Here is a 24628-nt window from a genome sequence, read left to right as displayed (position 1 = left end):
ACGAAGTGAAAGATCTTCTTCATCATGCATGTTTACGATTTGCCTTATGAAGAAGATTTCTCCTCGTTCATCGTTCGAAATGACAACAAGGTAATACGTGCCACCTAAATCAACTTGTTTTCCTTAGCCGTTTTAATGGCATCGGCGCGTGAATTTACATCAAGTTTTAGGTAGATGTTTTTCACGTGGCTGCGTACGGTTTCGAGGTCGATGAAGAGTTCGCGGGCTATCTGACTGCGGTTCTTACCATCGCGGATGAGTTCGAGTATCTGGGTTTCACGTTTTGATAGCGGCGACTCCTGGTTCTTTTGGAACGATTTGATCACCAGCTTGGCAATATTGATGCTCATAGGTCCACCGCCTTCCTTTACCTCTTTTATAGATTCGATAATACGCGACGGTGGCGTGTTTTTAGTAAGATAGCCGGATGCGCCGTTTTCAAGCGCATTAAAAATTTGCTTTTCCGATTCGTATACGGTAAGTATCAGTATAAAACACTGAGGAAGCAGCTTCTTCAATTTCGGGATAGCCTCAATGCCGTTGGTACCGGGCATTTCAATATCCAGCAGGATCACATCGGGTTTATCGCCGGTGATTTTGCGAGCGGCATCATCGTAGGTACTGTAATGGCTTACTACTTCATAACCATCGGCCTCACCAATTAAAAAGGCATAGCCCTGCCTTATGGTTTCGTCATCCTCAATAATACTCACTCTTATATCGCGGCTCATGGTTATCTGGTGGTTTTGGTATTAATAGTAAATTCTAATGCAACGGTAGTACCCGCCCCCGGTGCCGATATAATTTGCAGATAGCCATTGAAACGTTTTGCTCGCGTTTGTATATTTTTAATGCCATGCCCTTTAATATCTGCGTCGGCATCAAAGCCTTTGCCATTATCGGTTAGCATTATACCAATGATGTTTTTATCTATCCTTATTATTTTCAACACCGCCTTGGTAGCATCTGCATGCTTTAACACGTTATTGAGCGATTCCTTAAATATCATGGTGATATTGCGGTTGTACTCCATGGTTAGCTTTACCAGTTCGAGGTCTTCGTTGATGTTGTCAAAGGTAAAGGCTACCGGCGTATCCTGAAATATTTCTATCCCTATTTCTTCAATATGTTTAAGGGTTTCGTACAGGTTATCACTTTTAGGGTCGAGCGCCCAAAGAATATCCTTGGTGCCATTATACAGCGCGGCCGCGTTCTGCTTGATCTGCTCAACCAGGTTACGCTGCTCGGGCTTGTCGCTTTCAATTTTTACATTCAAAATTTCGGATAATACGGTGATGCGGGTAAGCTTATTACCCAGGTCATCATGGAAATCTTCGGCGGTTTGCTGGCGAATTTTGATCTTCTCTTCGCGCTTAATGGCTTCAATAGCCAGCTGGCGTTGTTTTTTATTATGGTGCCAAAGACTTTGTATAGCAATGATGAGCAGCATGATAAATATGGCTGCCACAATTTGAAAGAGGGCGGTTTTATAAAATGGCGGCACAATTTCAAAATGGAATTTGGCCGTGGTTTTTGATTGCTGCCCATCGGCATTAATGGCCTTTACCTCAAAGGTGTAACGACCCGGCGGCAGCGAAGGATACTCCACCACGTTGGTGCTCACCGGCATTGAAAATTCACGCTCCAGCCCGGTAAGTTTATATTGGTATTTTACGCTTTGCGGATTGTTGAGATGCACGCCAAAAAAGGTAATAGCCAAATGGTTCTGATCGGCGCTTAATTGCGGGCAAGTATCGTTCTTGCTGTTCAAGCTGATGAGCCTCGGAGATTTATTATCTTCAAACAGCCGTGCATTCTGTATCATCACATACGGCGCTGCTCCCGACCGCATTTTAATGTCGGTATTATAAATAGTGAGTCCTTTGGTATTGCCTATGAAGATCTTGCCTTTAAAAAACAGCGCGGCGTTTTGGTTTGATTCAACAACGGGTTCGTTAGCGTTGATATTTTTGAGCACTGTGGCCGAAACAGCTTTGGTATCCACCTTTAAACGGTTCACCCCTCTGCCGGTACCTACCCATAAAATGCCCTTATCATCGTTAACCAAGCTGTATATCGCGTTTGATTTTAAGCCTTGCTTTTCGCCATAGTTGCGTATTTTACCGGTCGGAATGTCCCAAATAAAGATTCCCCTATCGTCGCTGCCAAAGAATACGAGGTTTTTATACTTGGCCATCCCCAAAATTGACGAGCGGGCTATAGCGCCGATTTTAAAACCGGGAACCAGCTTTTTATTAACGGCGAGCAAAGCCCCTTCCTGCGTGCCAATCAGCATAGAATCGCGACCGATAGGCAACAAGGCCGTAGTGAACGCGCTGCTACCTTGCAGACGTGTAAGCTGTCCGTTTTGGTAATACATGCAGCCAGTGGGCGTAGCCAGCCAAATAGTGCCGGCGGTATCTTCGCCAATGCTGATGATGGTACTGCCCTCTGTGCCTTTAATCATTTCGTACTTGCTGCCGTCGTACTTCCAGGCGGCATCGGCACCTATCCATAAATTATTTTTGCTGTCGGTAAATAAACCCTGTATGCGACGCTCGTCAATACCCCCATTTTTGAAAGGCATAGGGCTAAGTAAACCGTTGGCATAGCTCAGCAAACCGGCATCTGTACCTAAAATAACTTCGCCATTGCGGCCCGGGGCTATACCCATAACCACCTGGTTATTGGTTAAGCCGTTGCTGCGATCATACGTAACGTGATCATCGCCCTCAAACTTAAAAATACCACTGCCCGATGTAGCCAGCCACAAGTTGTTATCGGCATCTTTAAAAACATCGGTAACCGGATTATCGGTTAAACCATTTTTAGCGGTAAAGTGTATGGCTTTGCCTTGTTTAAGGTAATAAGCGCCATTGTTGGTGCCTATCCACAGGTTGTTATCAGCATCCTGATCAAAACTTAAAAAGGATGTACCCGATGGTAACATAGTACCCGCGGTAAGCGGGCTCAGCATGCCGCCCCGGGCTGTAAACAAGCCTTTAAGTGACAGGATGTAAAGTATTTTCGCATCCTCCCTGTCAAACGCGAACTTCATTACATGGATTGGATCGGCCTCATCATTGAAATTTACATAGAGTTGCCAGGTGTGATCATTAAGGGAGTAGATGCCTTTTCTGTACAGCGCGGCATATAGTTTACCCTGCTTATCGGCCATTACGCTGGTTACGCCATGGTCGTTATCGCCAAATGAAACCAACGCCAGCGCTTTACCCTGAACCTTAAACAAATGATTGTTCAGGATGATCCATACATCGCCTTTTTTATCTTGTGCTATTTGGGTAACCCAGGTGTTTTTCATGCCCGAAGGTGGCGGAAAGTTATATACTTTTTGATTTTTAAAAAGCGACAAGCCACGATGCGTACCAAACCATACCGCTCCCGATTTATCGGTAAACACGGCATAAACAAAATTATTGTTCAGTCCGTTGGCTTTTGATATGTTGTAGTAGTCTTTACCATCAAACCGGGCCGCGCCGCCGAGGGTGCCCATCCATAAACGGTGCGCGTTATCCTGCGCAAGGCGGTTAACCTGCGATTGTATCAGGCCGTTCTCGATATCGTAATGGGTAAAATTATAACGCTGAGCATTAGCTGTATTATAAAAAAAACAGCCTGTAAGGCACAAAAACGCAATAATGCGGAAGTAAAAACGGTATAGGGGTATTTGCAATGCTATCAAATTAATTATATGCCTGTGGCGGGTATTTACCAACGTTAAAGTACAATATATTAAAAATAAAAAAATCACCCCATAAGGGTGATTAGTAAGGTCAGTAATTAGATGGTTCTTAGTGCTTTATTGTTACTGTTTTGTACTGGCAGTTACCGGCATAGTTGCTTCGTCGCCTTTTGATTCTTTAAAGAATTTATATACCTGGGTGATCTTCCACTCGTTATCGGCATTTTTTTGGATGGTTAAATAGTTGCACTGGCAGGTATTACCGTACACAAAGTGAACACGGGCTAATACCACGGCATCGCTTTCGGCTAATATTTCGTAGTTCGACTCACAATTTTGTTGTGTGCCGGCTTCGGCTTTCATTTGTTTAATGAGGTTTTGCTTGCTTTGGATGTATGTTTTTTCGCCGCGCGGAATTTTAAAGGTAGCATCGTCGCTCAAAATACGGTCGAGTTTTTTAGAGTCGGCCGTCATGTGGCAATCTATAAACTGTTTTACAATGTTGTTGTAGGCCACTGAGTTTGGAGTGCCCGGCCCGTCGAAACCAAATACTGTTGCTGTTGATAATAAACATATTACACAAAACAGCGTGAACTTACTTTTCATGGTGATAATTATTTTAACCAAAGTTGGGCATGAAAGTAAGCCGCCGATGTGCGGAAAACACTTTGCTGATATGCGAATAACACCAATATGGTATATTTAACAATTTATAAACCAATAGTTTAGGTGTGGGTAATATTTAATGACGGTGAAGTGATAATATAATTGCTAATATTGCAAATGCAACATGGTTGCTTTGTGTTATGAAAGGAAAAATTCACTCCGGGTTAGATACTATAGGCATGACCGCCTCATTACTTTGTGCCGTACATTGCGCGCTTGTGCCGCTCTTACTTACCGCCCTGCCGCTTTTGGGCATTGGCTTTTTAGCGAATGAATGGGTAGAGATTTCCATGATCGGCCTGTCGGCAATAATTGGCTGTATAGCATTGATCACTACCTTTAAAAGACATTACAGCTATACCCCGCTTATTACGCTGGTAATAGGTTTTGTGCTGATATTTACCGGGCACGCCCTAAGCGATGCCGCGTGGGAACATATTATGGTGCCGCTTGGCGGCCTTACCATTGCAGCCGCGCACTACATTAATTGGCGTTTATATACACACCAATGTGCCGATACCAACGTTATACCTTAAAAATGTTAATTTTGCGTGCAAATGATGCAGGAAGAATTTAATACGTTACTGGAGAAGCACCACCTTAAAAAAACAGGTCCGCGGTTGAGCGTGCTGTCTGTTTTGCGCTCGCGCGATATGGCTACTTCGCAACCCGAACTGGAAGAGATTTTAGGGAAAGAGATTGACCGGGTTACCCTGTACCGCGTATTAAGCACTTTTGAAGAGAAAGGCATCATTCATAAAGTGCTCGATTTAAAGGGCACCGCTAACTATGCCATCTGCTCAGCAAAGTGCAACGAGCACGAGCACCACGATGAACACGTACATTTCAACTGCACCAACTGTAACCACATTTACTGTCTCGATGGGCATGTTCACCTGCCCGAGATCAGCGTGCCTAAAGGTTTCAAAAGCACGTCAGTTAATTTGAGCGTATATGGGGTGTGTAGTAAGTGCAATAAAAAGGCAGAATAAGCTTGAGCTCACAAAGTAAATTACAGGCGTGCTTCAGCCTGTCTCTTTCATATTGTCAGGTGTCGTTTTTTATGATATTCATAACCATCAACTGCTATCGCAAGAACTGGAATTTCGCCGGGTAGAAACCTAAATGAGTTAAGGCATCTCAAACACTATCTTTTCTGAGTAGTATGCGGAATATTTTATATAAGGTTAATTTTTTATAGCGCTTTGATTGTGTTTTTTCGCTTGATATGCTTTCGTCTTTAAATCTCGTAAGCATTTCTTCAGTCCAATTGAGTGTTTTTTCCGCGGTCCAAACTACATCATCTTCTATAAATCTACGATCACTCTTGTGTGGTAGGTGCCATACTAATATTACCTTATCCATTTGAAGTAAAGGCGAAATTTTAAACTTTACGATCGATTTAAAAGAATCAATAGCGAGTAAAATATTAGGATTGGCATTAAAGTAAAATGAACTATTATTGGAGTTACTTAGGTCATTCTGATAACTATATTGTACGAGATATTTCCACTCTTCCAATGTTATCACTGTAAGTTTATATCGTTCTTTAGATTCATGCGTTTCAAGGTTTCTTATCCCCATAAATGTCCTGAATCTATGAGCGAACTCTCTATAAACATTCAAAAAATCTTTCAGTATAAAGATCAATTGATTATATGCTTCTTTTTTTAGGTGTAGCGAACTTGTTCCAATAATTACAAATGCGGTTTCACTTTTTTCATTGTAATACTGCAAAATCACTTCTTCCAAGTGTATTTTTCCGTATTGCAAATTAAGTGTGTAATTAAATCATTATTCAGTGTTATCATGTTTCCCACCTCATAAAATTCTATCGCGCAGCTGCCTGATTCATCTAACTTAGATGGTAAAAGAGCATTAAGAACTACTAATGTATCTGAATGAAAATATGTAGGATTAAACTCTGTGCGCTCCGTGTCAACAATTTTATAACTTTTTCCAAACTGGATTTTTTCTTTTAACTTTCGGTTTCTGATCGCCTTTTTACACTCTTCTTCAACTGTCTTCTTTTTCCCTTGGGCATAAGCTAAATAAAACCTCTCGGAAGATTCATTGAAAGCCATTTCTGATTTTTGCCGGTTGCGCAATTTAAAAGTGGGCAATAAGTTTTCAACTGAATCTAAAGTGAAATCATTATTTAAATTATATCTAATGATCTTCTCTTTTAACATTTCTTCACTTGTTGATCTTGGAATAATGTGATCAATTTCCAGATCACCGAAATGCTCTATTAAATCACCCCCGTACGCATCCTTTTTTCCATGAGCTATCCATATAGCATATCTTAACTCACTTCTAAGCATTTTACAATATTTAATTTATACGTTGTTTTAACAAAAGTATCGAAATTGCTATCATCCTTTCAGGAAGACAAACCAGATCGGTTATTATATTATATTGGGACTAATATGTAAAACAAAGAAGCCGCTCTACTTTCGTAAAGCGGCTTCTTCAGTAGCCCGTAGGGGAATCGAACCCCTGTTTCTAGAATGAAAATCTAACGTCCTAACCCCTAGACGAACGGGCCTTATATTTCCCTTATTTTGGGAATGCAAAGATATGTGTTTTTGTGAAAAAATAAAAATTTATTTAAAAACAGTTTTTCTTTTTTAAAACCATGCTGAATATCAGCACAAAACAAAACGCGCCTTGCCGGTATTGTATATTATTATGAACCACGAGAATACTGAAGCCACACATCTTGCATTTATAGCCTTGGCCGTTAAGTGCGCCGATGATAACCTTAAAACAGGCAATGGCGGGCCGTTTGGGGCGGTGGTAGTGAAAAATGGCGAGGTGATAGCCGCTACGCCTAATTCGGTAACGGCTACGAATGACCCTACCGCGCATGCCGAAGTAAATGCCATCCGCGAAGCGTGCAAAAAACTGGAGACGCCCGATTTGGAAGGCTGCGTTATGTATACCAGTTGCGAGCCTTGCCCTATGTGTGCCAGCGCTATTTACTGGGCAAAAATAAGCGCTGTTTATTATGCTAACACCAAGGCCGACGCGTACAGTGCGGGGTTCAGCGATGCCTTTATTGAGCAGGAACTTTCAAAGCCATTAAATGAGCGCGATATAATTTTTAAAAGAATTGATGCTGCCGATGCTATAAAATCATTTGAGAAATGGGTAGCTTTGAGTGAAGCAGAAAAGGCCGGGATAAAGAACGGAACCTTATAAGCAACCTACTGTATGAAAGCCATTTGGAACGACCAGGTTATTGCCGAAAGCGATAACACAATTGTAATTGACAACAATCATTATTTCCCTAAAGAGAGTGTAAAAAGCGAATACCTCGAAGAAACCGACATTTACACTACCTGCCCCTGGAAGGGCCGGGCATCTTACTATTCGCTTAACGTTAACGGCAAGCACAACCAAGACGCGGCATGGTATTATGCCGAACCTAAGGAGGCCGCGGCGCAAATAAAAGACCACATCGCTTTTTGGAAAGGCGTTAAAATAACCGGATAATTATGAAAAACTACGATGCCATAATAATTGGTGCCGGGCAGGCTGGTGTGCCGTTAGCCAAAAAACTCGCCAATGCCGGTAAAAGAACGGCACTTATTGAAAAGCGTTTTGTAGGCGGCACCTGCGTTAACGATGGCTGTACCCCCACAAAAACCATGGTGGCATCGGCTAAGGCGGCTTATGATGCGGCGCATGCTTCGGCTTTGGGTGTAAACATAAGCGGGTTTACGGTCGATTTGAAAGTGATCAAAGCACGTAAAGATGCTATTGTGCTGAAATCGCGCAATGGCGGGCAAAAAGCCGTTGAAGCCACCAAGAACCTCGACCTGATTTTCGGCGAAGCCACATTTACGGGCGACAAAACCCTGCTGGTAAAACTGAACGATGGCGGCGAGGAAGAATTAAACGGCGAATGGATCTTTATCAACGCGGGCAACAAAACTGCCATCCCGGATATTGACGGACTAAAGGATATCGATTATCTTACGTCAACCACTATTCTCGATCTGGAAGAAGTGCCGGAGCATTTGCTCATCATTGGCGGTAACTATATCGGCCTGGAGTTTGGGCAGATGTTTCGCCGCTTTGGCAGTAAGGTGACGATACTGGAAAGATCGGAGCGCCTGTTGCCACGCGAGGATGAAGATATTGCCGGGTCGGTAAGCAAGATCCTGAAAGCGGAGCAAATTGACATTCTTACCGAAGCTAACGCATCGCTGTTTGAAAAAGCTGCCGACGGTAAAATATCGGCCAGCATTAAACATGGCGACAAAGAAATAAAGATCAGCTGCTCGCATGTGCTGGTAGCCGCCGGGCGCATCCCGCAAACGGAAGCTTTAGCGCTGGATAAAACAGGCGTAGCTACCGACGATAAGGGTTTTATAAAAGTAAACGATAAGCTGGAAACCAATGTGCCCGGCATTTATGCTTTGGGCGATGTAAAAGGCGGCCCGGCGTTTACGCACATTGCTTATAACGATTATACCATAGTATACCGCAACCTGATTGACGGCGAAGATTTTAACGCGCACGACAGGCCTGTACCTTACTGCATGTTTACCGATCCGCAGCTGGGACGCATAGGCATCAGCGAGGCCGAGGCGAAAAAGCAGGGGCTGAATTATAAAGTGGCTACGTTGCCTATGGAGCATGTGGCCAGGGCGATTGAGGTGGGCGATACCCGCGGCATGATGAAGGCCATAGTAGATGCCGATACCAAGCAAATATTGGGCGCGGCCGTGTTGGGTACCGAAGGCGGCGAGGTGGTTACCGTACTGCAAATGGCCATGCAGGGCGGCATCACTTACGACAGGATCCGCTATTGCGTTTTCGCGCACCCTACCTATTCCGAATCGTTAAACAACCTGTTCATGACCTTAGAAAAATAAACGCGCGTATGATAAAAGCCGACAAGCTGAGCAAACATTTCGGGGGAATAAAGGCGGTGGATGAGATCTCGTTCGAGGTGAACGAGGGCGAAACCATGGTACTGCTGGGCACCAGCGGCTGTGGCAAAACCACCACCCTCAAAATGATCAACCGGCTTATCGAGCCAACCAGCGGCACCGTATTTATTAACGGGAAAAACATCCTCGATCAACCGGCCGAAGAGTTAAGGCGAAGCATAGGTTACGTGTTGCAAAACAACGGCCTGTTTCCGCATTATACCGTGGCCGAAAATATTGCCATTGTACCACAACTGTTAAAGTGGGATAAAGCACGCATAGCGCAGCGCACACAGGAACTATTAAAAAAACTCCATCTCAGCCAAGATCAACTGCATGCCTATCCCGGTGAGTTAAGCGGAGGGCAGCAGCAACGTATTGGCCTGGCAAGGGCACTGATCGCCGATCCGCCGGTTTTATTGATGGACGAACCTTTCGGCGCGCTGGATAATGTTACCCGGTCGAGCATTCATAAAGAGTTTAACGCGCTGGATGAACTGAAAAAGAAGACTATCATCATGGTAACGCATGATGTGCAGGAGGCTTTTGAACTGGGCGACCGTATATGTATTATGGACAAAGGCCGCATCATCCAATCGGGTAGCCCTGCCGAATTGTTGTTTAAGCCTGCCAATAGTTTTATCATTGATTTTTTAAAGGAGCAACGCCTGCAACTGGAGTTTAAAACCATTAAGCTTACCGATGTATGGGAACAGCTGCCTACAATTGAACGCAAAAGCAACACCTCCCAAATATCGGCAGATGAAGGTTTGTGGACCGCGCTGGAAAGCTTCAGGTTCGCATCCGCAGAAAACCTTAACATATTAAACCAGCAAAGCAAAGAAATTAAAACCGTAAGCTTTGATCAACTGATGACGGCATTTTATCAATATAAACAACATAAAAGCCATGGATGAACAGCAACAATCCCTGCTGGGCTTCATGAGCCAGCAAGCCGATAAGCTGCTTTCGCAAACGCTGGAGCATATCGGTCTTACTTTTATATCGTTGTTTATCGCGGTCATCATCGGGGTGCCGCTGGGTATCCTTATCGCCCGCAAACGTAAGCTTTCAGGCTCTGTATTGGGCATCGCGGGTATTTTACAAACCATTCCGAGTATAGCATTGCTTGGCTTTATGATTCCGCTATTGGGCATTGGCCCCAAGCCTGCCATTGTAGCGCTGTTTTTATACGCGCTGTTGCCTATCATCCGTAATACTTACACCGGCATCAGCGGGGTTGATGCTATTGTAAAAGAGGCCGCTTTAGCTATGGGCATGAGCAAATGGCAAATACTTAAAAAGGTAGAACTTCCGCTGGCTATGCCCGTGATACTGGCAGGTATCCGCACCGCTACGGTGATCAATGTGGGTGTGGCTACGCTGGCTTCTTATATAGCCGCCGGTGGGTTGGGCGAGTTCATTTTCGGGGGTATCTCCCTTAATAATACCAACATGATACTGGCAGGCGCTATACCCGCTGCATTGCTGGCAATAATATTCGATTTCCTGTTGTCGGGGGTGCAAAAGCTGAACTTTAAAAAGATCCGCACCGGCACATCGGTATTGCCGGTACTGATGTTGTTACTGGCTTCTTTCTACTTTATCCCTTCTGCTTATGGGGGCAAGTTTACTGCCGGTTTTACCCCCGAGTTTATGGGCAGGCAGGATGGCAATTTGGGGCTGCGAAGTAAATACGGATTGAAAGTACGCACTATAGTGATCAGCGACGCGGTGATGTACAAGGCAGCGTATGAAAAAGAACTGGATGTCATCAGCGGCTACTCTACCGATGGCCGCCTCAAGGCTTACGACCTGGTTACGCTGGATGATGATAAGCACATTTTTCCACCATATTATGCCGCTCCCATAGTTAACGAGAGCGCGTTGAACCAGTTCCCCGAGCTGGAACATACCTTGAATATACTGGCGGGCGTAATTACCGATTCTATTATGCGTGAGCTGAATTACCGTACCGACTACCTGCACCAAAGCCCCGAGCAAGTGGCGAAAGATTTCCTGGAATCAAAAAACCTGTACAAAGCACCGCGCAACGGGCACGACGGCATAGTGCGCATAGGCTCAAAAATATTTGGTGAGCAGTACATTTTAGCCAACATGTACACCATGCTGATAAAGGGCAACACCAATTACGATGTGGCCACCAAAACAGGCCTGGGCGGTACCAAAATTTGTTTCGACGCGCTTACCAATAAGCAGATCGATCTTTACCCCGAATATACCGGCACCGGCCTGCTGGCCATACTACAGGCATCGCCTAAAAAGGTGAGCGAGTTAACCGTAAGTAAAGACAAAACCTACCAATACGTAAAAACCGAGTTTGAAAAGCGTTACCAAATAAAATGGCTTACACCTATTGGTTTTAACAACGCTTACGCTTTAATGATGCGGCAAAAACAAGCTACCGAATTGCGTGTTAAGACAATATCTGATCTGAAAAAATATCTTGACAGAAATTAAAATTTTTGATGGACTTAGTAGACTGTTATAAAAAAGTTAGGGCACGTACCGAGTGGATCTGTAGTCCGCTGCAAACGGAAGATTATGTAGTGCAGCCGGTAGAAGATGTGAGTCCGCCTAAGTGGCATTTGGGGCATACCACCTGGTTTTTTGAAACCTTTATATTAAAGCCCTACTTTGCCGCCTACCAGGAGTTCGACCCGAATTACAACTACGTTTTTAACAGTTATTACGAAACTGTTGGCAACCGCGTTATCCGTACAGACAGGGGTAATTTAAGCCGCCCCACGGTTATCGATATTTACAGCTACCGTAAATATGTGGACGATGCCATGTATCACTTTTTACGCGGCGAGTTACCTGCCAAAATTGAAGAATTGATGCAGCTTGGCTTTAACCACGAAGAGCAGCACCAGGAACTGCTGTTTACCGATATCAAATACATTTTAGGGCATAACCCGCTGTTCCCGGCCTATAAAAAAGATCATGAGGCGCCGCACGTTCATGAGCATACTTCATCTGCTTTTATTAATATGGATGAGGGCATTTATGAAATAGGTTTTGAGGGCGAAGGGTTTAGTTTTGATAACGAATTGAACCGCCACAAGGTATACCTCAACGCTTACCAAATAAGCCCAGCACTGGTTACTAACGGCGAGTACCTGGAGTTTATTAACGCGGGCGGATACCAGGATTTTCGACACTGGCATGCCGAGGGCTGGGCCTGGGTAAATACCCACAAGGTTGAAGCGCCGATGTACTGGTATCTCATTGACGGCAACTGGCACCACTATACCCTCAACGGTTTAGAGCCCTTGGATTTAAAAGCGCCCGTAAATCACATCAGCTACTTTGAAGCCTACGCTTATGCCGACTGGAAACAATGCCGCTTGCCTACAGAGTTTGAATGGGAAGCCGCCTCCGCCAAATTTAACTGGGGCAGCCGTTGGGAGTGGACCGAAAGTTCATACCTGCCCTACCCGGGTTTCGCTAAGGCGCCGGGTGCTATTGGCGAGTACAATGGCAAGTTCATGGTAAACCAAAAGGTATTGCGGGGGGCATCAGAGGTAACGTCGCCGGGGCATAGCCGGGCCACCTACCGCAACTTTTTTCAAACCCATTTGCGCTGGCAGTATACGGGCATAAGGCTGGCAAAATAAAACATACAAAACCACCTACCACTATGATATTAACACAAAACCACCAGTGTAAAAATATTGCAGTTGAGAACAAGCAGTTTTACCGCGATGTGATCAGCGGTTTGCAATTGCGCCCCAAGCAGTTGCAATCAAAGTATTTTTACGACGAGAACGGCGATAAGCTGTTCCAGGACATTATGAACAGTCCGGAGTATTACCTTACGGATTGCGAGATGGAGATCTTCACGCGGCAAACCAAACAGTTGGCTGCCGCGGTACGCAAAGGCGGCGAACCATTCGACCTGATAGAACTTGGTGCAGGCGATGCCACTAAATCCATCCACCTGCTAAAACAGCTGATGGATGAGGGGGCTGACTTTACTTACCTGCCCATAGATATATCTGACCATGTAATATCATACCTCGATGCTACCTTGCCGGTGAGCTTACCCGGCCTAAAAATAACCGGCCTTAACGGCGAGTATTTTGATATGCTGAAAAAGGCGTCGGCAATATCTAACAGGCGAAAGGTGGTGCTGTTTTTAGGCTCCAACATCGGTAATATGCCGGTGAGCGAAGCTCAGGAGTTTTGCAACGAGATCCGCAAACATATTTCGGCAGGTGATATGCTGGTAATGGGCGTCGATCTGAAAAAAGACCCGAAAACCATCCGTGCCGCTTATGACGATAAAGAGGGCATCACCAAGCAGTTCAATCTTAACCTGCTTACCCGTATCAACCGGGAGCTGCATGCCGATTTCAATGTAGACAGCTTCGACCATTATTGCAGTTATGACCCGGAGACGGGTTCGTGCAAAAGTTACCTCATCAGCCTTACCCAACAACAGGTATGCGTTAACGGCGAAAACATCAGTTTTGAAAAGGACGAGTATATTTATATGGAAATCTCCCAAAAATACACCGTAAACGAAATAGACCAAATGGCCGATGCGGCCGGTTTTAAAACCATTGATCATTTATATGATGACCGTGGTTGGTTTACTGACTCTGTTTTGATAGCGGAGTAATTCTGATATTATAAACTATCCTGATATGAGCTTTGACAACTTTTTAAAAGTTGTCAAAGCTTTTTTGTTTTCCAAGCACCCTGTAAACATACTATTTACATCTAATCATCATTATTTAACAAACAATTAACCTGCAATTTTATTGATGTAATAAACACAAAAGGAGTATGGCATTAAACACAGGCAGGCCGACCGGCAAAACAGACGAACAACTTTCATTTTCGCATAAAATTTGGATTGTAATAGGCATAGTAGCACTTGCGGTAAGCATTATATTAATACTGCGGGTTGCCTTTAACGTATTGCTGATGGTGCTGGCCGGTTCGCTTATAGCAGTGTTTTTTCATGGCCTGGGCGATGCCATACAACGCAGAACTTTTATGCGCCGCTCGATATGCATGATCATATCAGTAGTGGGTACGTTTGCTATTGTGGGCTTTTTGTTTTGGTTTATGGGCAACAAGATACAGGCACAGGTAGCCGCCCTTAGCGATGATTTCCCGAGGATCGTGAGTAAAGCCCAAGGCCAGTTACAACAAACCGAGTTGGGCGCGAAGGTGCTTAAAAGCGTATCCAAATATGATACCACCAGCCTTATGACCACCGCGCAAAGCTTTTTCAGCACCAGTTTTGGCGTACTGGGCGATCTGTATATTATCCTTTTCCTGGGTATCTTTTTTACGGTTAGTCCGTCGATGTATAAGGATGGTATTATCAAACTGATACCGCCAAGCGGCAAGCACGATGCCAAGGTGGTTATAGACCGTATTAGTTTAGTACTGAAGGGCTGGCTGAAGGGCATGATGCTGGCTATGCTGCTCATCGCCATACTAACCGTTAGCGGCCTTACCGCGCTTAGCATCCCCATGGCACTCACGTTGGCGCTGATGGCGGGCCTGCTTAACTTTATACCCAATTTTGGTCCGCTGATTGCCATGGTGCCTGCCGTATTGCTTGGCTTCACCATTAGCCCAAATATGGCCATCACCATTGCGGCCATGTATATCCTGATACAAATACTCGAAAGCAATATCATTACCCCGATGGTACAAAAACGCATGATCGACCTGCCGCCCGCGCTTACCATCATCAGCCAGGTATTAATGGGTACGCTGTCGGGGGTGTTAGGTATCTTGCTGGCCACGCCTATGCTGGCTATAATTATTGTGTTGGTAGATGAGCTTTACGTTAAAAAGCAAAAGGAAGTGATCATTACTTCGGAGTAAGCGTTAATGTTAATTGGGCGCGATTTTAATCCGCAAAGCATAGCGGAACTAACCTTGCAAAGTTGATATTTGTATAAATACATCAACCCATGCCTACCGAACTCGAAAAAATGCTTTCCGGCGAGCTATACAATGCCGGCGATCCCGATCTGATAGCGCGTCGTGCAGCCGCGCGTAAGCTTTTTGTAGCGTATAATGCGCTGCCTTATGAAAATGCCGACGAGAAGAAAGCCATCCTGCGAAAGTTGCTTGGCGGCTTTGGCAACAGCGTAGATATCCAGTCGCCATTTTACTGCGATTATGGCGAGAACATCTATTTCGGCGAGAACGTGTTTGTCAACTTCAACTGCATTATGCTTGATTGCGCTAAGATCACCCTCGGCGACAATGTGTTTTTAGCGCCCAATGTGCAACTGTATGCCGCATACCATCCCATTATAGCATCCGAACGAATTAAGGGCCCCGAACTGGCTGCGCCTATCACCATTGGCAACAACGCCTGGCTGGGCGGCGGTGTAATTGTTTGCCCCGGCGTAACCATTGGCGAAAACACTACCATTGGCGCAGGCAGCGTGGTTACAAAAGATATACCGGCCAATGTGGTTGCCGCGGGTAACCCTTGCAGGGTGATAAAGCACCTGTAATATTATTTTAACATTGTTTTTTGCTTTGAATATACAGGGCATGCCAAAATAGCTTAACGTTTTGACAAAAACGCTAAACGCAGTACCTCGGAAAAACGTTTTATTTGACTTTTGTTAAAAACCTCATAATGCAAACCATCAAGCGCAAAATCACTTTCTTGTTATTGTTGATAACAAGCCTGCCCGCTATTGTGGCCGCCCAAAACGGACTGCCCATCAATAACGAAAAATTGAACCAGCTACAGCAGCAATTTGTGGATCTTAGGTTCGGTATGTTCATTCACTTTAACATGCCAACTTATAACAATGCCGACTGGCCTGATCCGGAAGCTTCACCGGAAATGTTCAATCCTAAAAAGCTTAATGCCGACCAATGGGCAAAAGCGGCAAAATCTGCCAACATGACCTATGGTTGCCTTACCACCAAACACCACAGCGGTTTTTGTATTTGGGATACCAAGAGCACCGATTATAACGTAATGAACAGTCCGTACAAAAAGGACGTGGTAAAGCAATTTACCGATGCTTTTCGTGCTAATGGCTTAAAGGTGATGCTGTACTATTCGATATTGGATACACACCACAAACTACGCCCTAACCAAATTGAGCATAAGCATATTGAGATGATCAAAACCCAGCTTACCGAGCTGCTTACCAAATACGGCAAAATAGAGGCCCTGATCATTGACGGATGGGACGCGCCATGGTCGCGTATTTCTTACGACGATGTGCCTTTTGAAGATATTTACAACCTGGTAAAATCATTACAGCCTGATTGTTTGCTGATGGACCTTAACGGCGCCAAATACCCTGCCGAAGGTTTATACTATACCGATATTAAAACTTACGAAATGGGTGCCGGTCAGCGTTTATCAAAAGATAGCAAACGCATGCCTGCACTGGCTTGCTTACCTATCAACAGCGCATGGTTCTGGAAAACGGATTTCCCTACTACCCCGGTTCGTGAAGCAGCTAAAATTGTTAACGAGAACATTATCCCGCTAAACGATGCAAGCTGTAACTTCATTTTGAACGTTGCGCCAAACCGCGATGGTTTAATTGACGACAATGCTTTAGCCAGCCTGAAAGAAGTAGGTAAATTGTGGAAGAACACCGGCCCAACAACCAAACTTTCTCCGCTTGAAGCACCTATCATTTCGAGCAACATCGCGTTGCGTGCACCTGCCAATGGCAGCTGGAGTGATGATTCGGCTATTTACGATTTTGCTAACGATGATAATTTTCACTCTTCATGGCAATCAAGTCCGGGTGTTAAAGCGCCATGGTACGAGATCGATTTTAAGAAAGACAAGCCATTTAACACTATCGTGGTTTTTGAAGAGCAATCTAACATCAGCAAATACCGTTTAGAGTACTGGGATGGTATTGCCTGGAAACCACTTTACAGCGGCGAAAACAAATCGCGCATGAAACTGCACCGCTTTAACCGGGTATGGGGCAGCAAAGTACGCATACTGGTTGATGCCTCCGATCATCAGGTATCGATAGCCGAGTTCCAGTTATTTGACGAAAGAAGATAATTTTTGGATACACTTTTAAACGGAGCCTTTAGCTTAATTGCTAAGGGCTTTTTTGTTTTGGTTTTTTGAAGAGGGGTTAACCGCTGAGTTAGCTGAGGTTATCGCAGAGGGCGGGGAGATTTATTTTTTTACCACAGAGTACACAGAGAGAGAAACACGGAGTTACACAGAGATCTCTTTGAATTTTGCAAGAAGAACTCCCAAAACTCAGCGTTAACCTCAGCTAACTCAGCGGTTAATTTCAAACTGTTAAATTTCATAAAAGACCATCTTCTTTCAATCTATATTTTATAAATTGCTTCACCGTTAAACCTATCGTAAACCATGAAGAAACTTTTTATAATCGCCTGTTTTCTTGTTTTATCTGCCGCTGCATATAGCCAGGATACTGTCCAAAATGCCGATGGCAGCACAACTATAACAACAACGATGATCAGTACTAAGGCAGGGCGTTTGGATACCAATTTAGTGGCATACGATGAGCAAGGCAAGGCACTGCGTTATTACCAATATACTAAACTGCTTAATTCGGGCCAGTATACTATGAGCTTTGAAGGCCCGCAAACTGATAAGCCGGTAATGCACATAAAAAAGCTATCATTAGATGAGCAGAATAAAATGTTCAACATGATCCGCGAATCAATTACCAGTAAAAGCCCGGCTATAAAGGAGGGTTCGCCATTTGATACGAAACCGCTCGAATCTATTGTGCCTGTAAACCAATTAAATGGTAAGGTGCTGCTTTTGCTGTTCTGGTATGCCAACTGTCCGCCTTGTACGGAAGATTTCGCAAGTATCAACAAAATACTTAAGCAGGTACATAATCCCGAAGATATTACCATACTGGCTATCACCACCGATAATGAAGATGTTGCCGCGGCAAAATTAAAAGAGAAACCTGTGTTATATGCCAAATTGATCAGCGGGGCAAGGGATATAACCAATGCTTACAAACCCGAAGGCTTTCCGGCATATGTGGTGGTAGATAAAGCAGGCATTACCCGGTTGGGCATTATAGGCAGTTCGCCAATAACCATGCAATTGGTAGGTACTGCTGTAAGGGCCGCGCTAACGCAGTAGCCCCTACAGCAGGTATATTCAAAATTTATTTAGCCTCGTGATCAGCAAATAGAACGGTACCGTTATGGCCGCCAAAGCCAAATGTATTGCTCATGGCGTAGTTCACCGGGAAATCAATGGTTTCGCCAAGTACAATGTTCAGGCTGTCAGGTACTGCCGGGTCAAGCTCTTGTGTATTAATGGTTGGCGGAATCACCTTATCGCGTATCGACAATAACGAAATAACGGCCTCAATAGCGCCCGCTGCACCCAACAGGTGACCGGTCATTGATTTGGTAGCGCTAATCTGTAATTTATGTTTTTCGCCCTTAGTAAGGTTCAATACCGCTTTGGTTTCTGAAAGGTCGCCAATTGGGGTTGAAGTGGCGTGCATGTTCAGGTAATCAAGGTCGGCAATGCTTATACCGGCTTCGTTCAAGGCCAGTTGCATGGCCCTGGTAGCGCCAAGTCCTTCGGGATGGGTCGAGGTCATGTGGTAAGCATCGGCCGTCATGGATGCGCCGCGTACTTCGGCGTAGATATGCGCGCCGCGTTTAATGGCATGTTCACGATCTTCCAATACCAATGCTGCCGCGCCTTCGCCCATTACAAAACCATCACGGCTCACATCAAACGGACGAGATGCGCCTTCCGGATCATTATTCAATGTCGACATGGCTTTCATCGAACTAAAACCACCTATAGATGCAGGAGTAATAGGCGCTTCGGAACCACCGGTAATAATCACTTTCGCTTTACCTAAACGGATGTAATTAAAGGCATCCATAATAGCCGTATTTGATGTAGCACATGCCGAAACTGCGGTATAGTTAACGCCCATATAGCCATTGCGCAGGGATATCATCCCCGAAGCCATATTGGTAAGCAGCTTAGGTACAAAGAAAGGGCTGAACCTTGGGTTGCCATCGCCCTGCGCGTAACCGGTTACCTGCTCTTCAAAGGTTTCCATACCGCCTTGTGCCGAGCCCCATATTACACCAACATCAAACGGATCCATCTTGCTGAACTCGAAGCCCGAATCTTTGATAGCCTCGTCCGACGCGATGAGCGCGTACTGCGTAAAGGGATCGGTACGTTTAAGATCGTTACGGTCAAGATAGGTGGCCGGGTTATAATCCTTCAATTCGCAGGCAAACTGCGTTTTAAACAATGTAGGATCAAAGTGGGTGATGCGTGCCGCGCCGCTTTTGCCGGCCACAACATTTTGCCAAAAGGTTTTTACCTCGTTACCAATAGGCGTTAACGCGCCTATGCCTGTTACAACAACTCTGTTAAGCATATACTGTAAATTAATCCCTCCGCTATCGCGCGGAGTTTTTGGGTGGGCAAAGGTAATAACAAAATACCTTATGGTATATTTAAGTGTAACTATGTTTACTGTTTAATGATAAACTATTGATTTACAGCTCTGAAAAATTACCAATAGGTTTAATTCCGAGGCTTCTCCCGCAACGTAATTTAGCCGCATGTTTTATTTCTATCGCAATGCAATCGCTAACCCATATTAAGCACGATCGCAGATCAGCGCAATTCAGTTAACTAATCCAGAAAGGTATTGACATGATAGAAAGAAAAATTAAGGCAATCAAAGCAATCCTGTAAATCATGATTATATTTACAATATAATTAGAGGAAAAATGAAATTTAATTCGGGCAGATTTTTGTTGTACACTATGTGTCTTTTTATTACGGTAGGTGTAAGTTTAGGAATAGGCGTATTATTTGGCGTGCCTTTAAAATCGGCTTTTGTTAGTTCGCTTTGCGGAGGCATAGGCTGTACGGCTGTTTTAATATATATGGCTAACAAAAGACAGAAAGTAGCACAATGAAACTAAAAACACCGATATATTATATTATACAATTTGTGTTGTATACTGGCTTGTTGTTCTTGATGAATGTTTTTTTGCTGAAAACTGAAGTTAAATACGCCTTATATTCAAGCACATTTTCAGGTATAATATTTACGGTGATTAGTACCTTTTGTTTTATCCCGAAAAGGTTGAAAACAGATAATTAACCTATCTGCTCTTTTGTTTAAAACACTTCCCATCAAACTTGTAAATAGTATATTTATTGATCAATACTATTTCATTATTGCCTACTACCGGCACCTTTATAGTTTGAGTTTTGGCATTATATACAATTAAAGGACTCCCACTGCCTTTATCCCATTTAAAATCAATATACAAACCATTAACAATACCATCTTCCGTTTTAATTGGTAGCGCACTATCTTCAAGCTTTCCATTGTTAATAGTATAAATTCTTAGTGATTCACTTTGATGAAAAGAATCGTTGATGTTAGTTGCTGTTGTTAAATAATGTGTTTGTTTATTTGCCTTGAGTACAAATATTTTTTTGTAATAAGAACCATTGTAACCGTAATAGGAATTATTATCATTAACATCAGCAGTATCTATAAGGTAAGAGGTGATTATTTTATTTCCGCTTTTGTATTGAAGCAAATTATAATATTGATGCATTGTGCCTCCGAGATAAGTATCCCAGGAAAATATTTTCATTAAACCATCTGAAGAAGTGATAACGTTTGGACCATTGGCAGTCCACTTCTTAAAAGCAAAATCAAAAGTAAAGGGATATTTGATTGAATAATAATTCAACCTTTGTCGAAACAGATCATTAGCTATTTGCAAACTATCATACGAGCGTGTATTATTATTATCAAATGCATGTTTAATCTTATCAAAACTGCTGTATAAATCAGCCTCGATGCTCTTGGGAGTTTGGGCAAACGTGGTAAGCGATGTAAAGCAGCACCATAAGATCAATAACAGTTTAGGTGGTTTCATAAATCCAAATTAAACAAAAAAGGGATAACCAACCGGCTATCCCTTTCATTATAAAAATATTATTGCTTACGCCTCTACCGCCTGGCCAATCAGGTTTTTAGCAGCCAGGTATTCGGCTATTTGTACCGCGTTAGTAGCAGCACCTTTACGCAGGTTGTCTGATACTATCCAGCAATTCAAAGTATTGTCCTGCGTTTCATCACGACGGATACGGCCTACAAATACCTCATCTTTATCATGCGCGTCGAGCGGCATTGGGTATTTCAGGTTAGCGGTATCATCAGTAACGATAATGCCCGGCGCGTTGCTTAACAATTCGCGTACTTCGGCCAAATCAAAATCGTTCTCAAATTCTACGTTAACCGACTCCGAGTGGCCGCCCATTACCGGGATACGCACTGTAGTAGCCGTAACGCGGATGTTGTCGTCGCCCATTATCTTTTTGGTTTCCAGTATCATTTTCATTTCCTCTTTGGTGTAACCGTTTTCGGTAAATACATCAATTTGAGGAATAACGTTCAGGTCGATAGTGTACGGATACGCTTTAGGCCCATCTATACCGTTACGCTCGTTAAATAACTGGTCTACCGCCTTAACGCCGGTACCGGTTACTGATTGATAGGTTGATACAACAACGCGTTTAATTTTATATTTATCGTGCAGCGGTTTTAAGGCCACTACCATTTGTATGGTTGAGCAATTAGGGTTAGCGATGATCTTGTCATCGGCTGTAAGCACATCTGCATTTACTTCGGGCACAACCAGTTTCTTGGTTGGGTCCATACGCCACGCCGATGAATTATCAACTACGGTGATACCAGCCGCCGCAAATAACGGAGCCTGTATTAATGATGTGCCGCCGCCTGCCGAAAATAAAGCAAGGTCGGGCTTCTGTTTAATCGCATCCTCAACAGAAACCACCTTATACTGCTTACCTTTAAAAGTAATTTCTTTACCAATACTTTTCTCTGAAGCTACGGGGATTAATTCTGTAACGGGGAAGTTGCGTTCTGCCAGAACCTGCAACATTTTAGTGCCCACCAAACCTGTGGCACCTACTACTGCGACTTTCATCTTTTTTAAATTTTTGTTTTTGTGAATACCCTCGTGGATGCACACGAAAGCTTCGTTTTTAATGTTTAATTATTACCTGTGTCAGTTAATAACCCCAAATATGCAAATAATTTTGCACTTAAGGCTTTCGCAGGTTTTAATATTGTCACAATGCAGCTTTACAGGCTGTATTATGTGCAATTTTTTAACTTTGCTGCATATTGACACCCATGACCGAGAAAATTTTAATTATTGGCGCCAACGGCCAAATAGGCACAGAGTTGGTTAAAGCCTTAAGAGCTATACATGGCAGCAACCAGGTAATAGCCGCCGACATTCGTAAACCTGCTGACAGCGAGGGCGATGAAGGTCCGTTTGAGTTGGTAAGCGTAACTGATGCCGACAACCTTCGCCGTGTGTTTGAAGCCCATAAACCAACGCAGGTTTACCTGCTGGCAGCCATACTATCTGCCGTAGGCGAAAAGAACCCTAAAATGGCCTGGGACCTCAACATGACCGGCCTTTTACTGGTGCTTGATTACGCTATTGAGTTTAAAGTGGCTAAATTGTTTTGGCCAAGTTCCATCGCTGTGTTCGGGCCTAACTCGCCAAAAGAGAACACGCCGCAGTATTGTGTGATGGATCCGAACAGTGTTTACGGCTTCAGCAAGCTTGCCGGTGAGCGCTGGTGCGAGTACTATTTTGAAAAATACGGGCTTGATGTACGCAGCATCCGTTACCCGGGACTGATCGGCTGGAAAGCGGCGCCGGGCGGTGGTACTACTGATTACGCGGTACACATTTTTCACGAAGCTTTAGCTAACGGAAAATACACCAGCTTTTTAAGTGAAGGAACCGAATTGCCGATGATGCACATGGACGATGCCATACGCGCCACGCTCGCGCTGATGGATGCCCCGGCAGAAGGTCTGAGCATACGATCATCATATAACCTGGCCGGTTTAAGCTTTACACCCGAGCAATTGGGCGAGGAAATTAAGAAGCATATCCCAGGGTTTGAATTAAGCTACGTTGATACCGACCCGCGCCAGGCCATTGCCGACAGCTGGCCAAAATCGATAGACGACACCCAGGCCCGCACCGACTGGGGCTGGCAGCCGGAGTTCGACCTGCCGAAAATGGTAGAGGATATGCTTACTAATCTGAAAAAGATTAAGTAACATAATATTATATTTGCACCTCAAAAACCTGATCAATAACAGGTTTATAATTACTATGGGAAGAGCATTTGAATTCCGTAAGGAAAGAAAATTTAAACGCTGGGCCAAAATGGCGGTTCAGTTTACCCGTTTGGGTAAGGAAATTGTTATGGCTGTTAAGGCTGGTGGCAGTGATGTTGACAACAACTCAAGGCTACGCACCGCGGTACAAAATGCCAAGGCGGTTAACATGCCTAAAGACAGGGTTGAGGCCGCTATAAAACGCGCAACCAGTCGCGATGAGAAAGATTACGAAGAAATAGTATACGAAGGATACGCGCAATTTGGTGTAGCCATATTGGTAGAAACCGCTACCGATAACCTTAACCGTACCGTTGCCAACGTACGCAGCTACTTTACCAAATATGGCGGTACGCTGGGTAAAACAGGTTCGCTCGATTTTATATTCAGCCGCAAATCGGTATTTACGTTTGATCCGGGCGACCGTGATCTGGAAGAACTGGAGTTTGAGCTGATTGATGCCGGATTAGAAGACCTGTTTGTGGAAGCGAACGAAGAGGGACAAGACGTAGCCGTTGTACATGCCGGTTATGAGCATTTCGGCAGTATGCAAAAAGCACTTGAAGGATTGGGCATTGAAGTAAAATCGGCTAAGTTAGAGCGTATCCCGCAATCAACCACCGCCGTAACCGAAGAACAATCGGTAGAGGTGTTCAAGATCATTGATCGCCTGGAAGAGGACGACGATGTGCAGGCGGTGTACCATAATATGGCAGAGTAACAGCACTCTCATTTCCGATCAATAAAAGGACTGTCATGCTGAAGTACCAAGCATCTGTTAGTGAACTTTAAAGCAAAGAAGATTCTTCACTACGTTCAGAATGACAGTCCTTAAAAATAAAGCGATAAATCATGGCGTTATTCACATCACGTAAGCAACAAAAGGACATTAAGGTAAGCTTTAATGCGGGCTTACTGCATGTGGATAAAGGCGATGGCAAACAACAGGTTTTTCCGTTGGAATGGTTCCCGAAGCTGATGAACGCAACCGACGAGGAGCGTGAAGACTGGGTACCAACTGCCAACGGCATACGCTGGAATAAGATAGATGTGGATATAATGCTGTAAAGCCG

The 24628-nt window shown here is 44.1% G+C and carries 24 protein-coding genes and 1 tRNA gene; 16 read left to right on the top strand and 9 right to left on the bottom strand.

Annotation, left to right across the window (positions count from 1 at the left end):
• Positions 1 to 104 precede the first annotated feature (104 nt).
• The 3 genes from AC07NA_RS11890 to AC07NA_RS11880 form a co-directional block, all read right to left on the bottom strand.
• Positions 105 to 731 (bottom strand): response regulator, encoded by a 627-nt coding sequence (locus AC07NA_RS11890; protein WP_345213746.1) that lies wholly within the window; start codon positions 729 to 731, stop codon positions 105 to 107.
• Positions 732 to 733: 2 nt separating this feature from the next.
• The gene (locus tag AC07NA_RS11885; RefSeq protein WP_494897783.1) at positions 734 to 3694 is read right to left on the bottom strand and encodes a ligand-binding sensor domain-containing protein; all 2961 of its coding nucleotides are present in this window, start codon (positions 3692 to 3694) and stop codon (positions 734 to 736) included.
• Between the two features lie 132 nt (positions 3695 to 3826).
• Positions 3827 to 4309 carry a nuclear transport factor 2 family protein gene (locus AC07NA_RS11880; protein WP_494897782.1) on the bottom strand — a complete coding sequence of 161 codons (483 nt, stop codon included), beginning with the start codon at positions 4307 to 4309 and terminating at the stop codon, positions 3827 to 3829.
• A gap of 200 nt (positions 4310 to 4509) precedes the next feature.
• On the opposite strand from AC07NA_RS11880, the gene AC07NA_RS11875 reads away from it, so the two are divergent.
• Both AC07NA_RS11875 and AC07NA_RS11870 read left to right on the top strand, forming a co-directional pair.
• Positions 4510 to 4905 (top strand): MerC domain-containing protein, encoded by a 396-nt coding sequence (locus tag AC07NA_RS11875; RefSeq protein WP_494897781.1) that lies wholly within the window; start codon positions 4510 to 4512, stop codon positions 4903 to 4905.
• A 21-nt stretch (positions 4906 to 4926) separates the two neighbouring features.
• Positions 4927 to 5361 (top strand): Fur family transcriptional regulator, encoded by a 435-nt coding sequence (locus AC07NA_RS11870; protein ID WP_494897780.1) that lies wholly within the window; start codon positions 4927 to 4929, stop codon positions 5359 to 5361.
• Positions 5362 to 5509: 148 nt separating this feature from the next.
• On the opposite strand, the gene AC07NA_RS11865 is transcribed toward AC07NA_RS11870, so the two are convergent.
• From AC07NA_RS11865 to AC07NA_RS11855, 3 genes are all read right to left on the bottom strand, one after another.
• Positions 5510 to 6121 carry a hypothetical protein gene (locus AC07NA_RS11865; protein ID WP_494897779.1) on the bottom strand — a complete coding sequence of 204 codons (612 nt, stop codon included), beginning with the start codon at positions 6119 to 6121 and terminating at the stop codon, positions 5510 to 5512.
• On the bottom strand, positions 6109 to 6693 hold the full coding sequence (locus AC07NA_RS11860) for an HNH endonuclease family protein (protein ID WP_494897778.1): 585 nt from the start codon (positions 6691 to 6693) through the stop codon (positions 6109 to 6111). Before AC07NA_RS11860 ends, AC07NA_RS11865 begins: the two co-directional genes overlap by 13 nt.
• Before the next feature lie 152 nt (positions 6694 to 6845).
• Positions 6846 to 6917, bottom strand: a tRNA-Glu gene (locus AC07NA_RS11855).
• A gap of 143 nt (positions 6918 to 7060) precedes the next feature.
• Between AC07NA_RS11855 and AC07NA_RS11850 the strand changes: the two genes are divergently transcribed.
• The 11 genes from AC07NA_RS11850 (at position 7061) to AC07NA_RS11800 (ending at position 18451) form a co-directional block, all read left to right on the top strand.
• On the top strand, positions 7061 to 7573 hold the full coding sequence (locus AC07NA_RS11850; protein ID WP_494897777.1) for a nucleoside deaminase: 513 nt from the start codon (positions 7061 to 7063) through the stop codon (positions 7571 to 7573).
• Positions 7574 to 7585: 12 nt separating this feature from the next.
• The gene (locus AC07NA_RS11845; protein WP_345213452.1) at positions 7586 to 7867 is read left to right on the top strand and encodes a DUF427 domain-containing protein; all 282 of its coding nucleotides are present in this window, start codon (positions 7586 to 7588) and stop codon (positions 7865 to 7867) included.
• A 2-nt stretch (positions 7868 to 7869) separates the two neighbouring features.
• Entirely contained in the window at positions 7870 to 9255 is a 1386-nt protein-coding gene (locus AC07NA_RS11840; RefSeq protein ID WP_494897775.1) for a mercuric reductase, read from the top strand.
• Positions 9256 to 9263: 8 nt separating this feature from the next.
• Entirely contained in the window at positions 9264 to 10229 is a 966-nt protein-coding gene (locus AC07NA_RS11835; protein WP_494897774.1) for an ABC transporter ATP-binding protein, read from the top strand.
• Entirely contained in the window at positions 10222 to 11793 is a 1572-nt protein-coding gene (locus AC07NA_RS11830; RefSeq protein WP_494897773.1) for an ABC transporter permease/substrate-binding protein, read from the top strand. The genes AC07NA_RS11835 and AC07NA_RS11830 overlap by 8 nt, the downstream gene beginning before the upstream one ends.
• Before the next feature lie 8 nt (positions 11794 to 11801).
• Entirely contained in the window at positions 11802 to 12953 is a 1152-nt protein-coding gene (gene egtB / locus AC07NA_RS11825; RefSeq protein ID WP_494897772.1) for an ergothioneine biosynthesis protein EgtB, read from the top strand.
• Between the two features lie 23 nt (positions 12954 to 12976).
• Positions 12977 to 13960, top strand: a complete 984-nt coding sequence (gene egtD, locus AC07NA_RS11820; protein WP_494897771.1) for an L-histidine N(alpha)-methyltransferase — start codon at positions 12977 to 12979, stop codon at positions 13958 to 13960.
• 167 nt (positions 13961 to 14127) lie between these two features.
• A complete protein-coding gene (locus tag AC07NA_RS11815) occupies positions 14128 to 15186 on the top strand; it encodes an AI-2E family transporter (RefSeq protein ID WP_345213446.1) in 1059 nt (352 codons plus the stop codon).
• A gap of 89 nt (positions 15187 to 15275) precedes the next feature.
• Positions 15276 to 15830, top strand: coding sequence for a sugar O-acetyltransferase (locus AC07NA_RS11810; RefSeq protein ID WP_494897770.1), 555 nt, complete (start codon positions 15276 to 15278; stop codon positions 15828 to 15830).
• 128 nt (positions 15831 to 15958) lie between these two features.
• Positions 15959 to 17371 (top strand): alpha-L-fucosidase, encoded by a 1413-nt coding sequence (locus AC07NA_RS11805; RefSeq protein ID WP_494897769.1) that lies wholly within the window; start codon positions 15959 to 15961, stop codon positions 17369 to 17371.
• A gap of 324 nt (positions 17372 to 17695) precedes the next feature.
• Positions 17696 to 18451, top strand: a complete 756-nt coding sequence (locus tag AC07NA_RS11800) for a TlpA family protein disulfide reductase (RefSeq protein WP_494897768.1) — start codon at positions 17696 to 17698, stop codon at positions 18449 to 18451.
• A gap of 25 nt (positions 18452 to 18476) precedes the next feature.
• On the opposite strand, the gene fabF is transcribed toward AC07NA_RS11800, so the two are convergent.
• The 3 genes from fabF to AC07NA_RS11785 all read right to left on the bottom strand — a co-directional run bounded on the left by fabF (position 18477) and on the right by AC07NA_RS11785 (position 22335).
• Positions 18477 to 19730 carry a beta-ketoacyl-ACP synthase II gene (fabF, locus tag AC07NA_RS11795; RefSeq protein ID WP_494897767.1) on the bottom strand — a complete coding sequence of 418 codons (1254 nt, stop codon included), beginning with the start codon at positions 19728 to 19730 and terminating at the stop codon, positions 18477 to 18479.
• A 739-nt stretch (positions 19731 to 20469) separates the two neighbouring features.
• The gene (locus AC07NA_RS11790) at positions 20470 to 21261 is read right to left on the bottom strand and encodes a hypothetical protein (protein ID WP_494897766.1); all 792 of its coding nucleotides are present in this window, start codon (positions 21259 to 21261) and stop codon (positions 20470 to 20472) included.
• 66 nt (positions 21262 to 21327) lie between these two features.
• Complete coding sequence (locus AC07NA_RS11785) at positions 21328 to 22335, bottom strand: aspartate-semialdehyde dehydrogenase (RefSeq protein WP_494897765.1); 1008 nt, start codon at positions 22333 to 22335, stop codon at positions 21328 to 21330.
• A 209-nt stretch (positions 22336 to 22544) separates the two neighbouring features.
• Between AC07NA_RS11785 and AC07NA_RS11780 the strand changes: the two genes are divergently transcribed.
• From AC07NA_RS11780 to AC07NA_RS11770, 3 genes are all read left to right on the top strand, one after another.
• A complete protein-coding gene (locus AC07NA_RS11780) occupies positions 22545 to 23495 on the top strand; it encodes an NAD-dependent epimerase/dehydratase family protein (protein ID WP_494897764.1) in 951 nt (316 codons plus the stop codon).
• Between the two features lie 55 nt (positions 23496 to 23550).
• Positions 23551 to 24276 (top strand): YebC/PmpR family DNA-binding transcriptional regulator, encoded by a 726-nt coding sequence (locus AC07NA_RS11775; RefSeq protein ID WP_345213720.1) that lies wholly within the window; start codon positions 23551 to 23553, stop codon positions 24274 to 24276.
• Between the two features lie 131 nt (positions 24277 to 24407).
• On the top strand, positions 24408 to 24623 hold the full coding sequence (locus AC07NA_RS11770) for a DUF2442 domain-containing protein (RefSeq protein WP_494897763.1): 216 nt from the start codon (positions 24408 to 24410) through the stop codon (positions 24621 to 24623).
• Positions 24624 to 24628 lie beyond the last annotated feature (5 nt).

The sequence above is a fragment of the Mucilaginibacter sp. GW821-FHT07G05 genome (assembly GCF_059418565.1).
The sequence above is the reverse complement of the archived record's forward strand: the minus strand, read 5'-3'. Positions and strand labels throughout refer to the sequence as shown.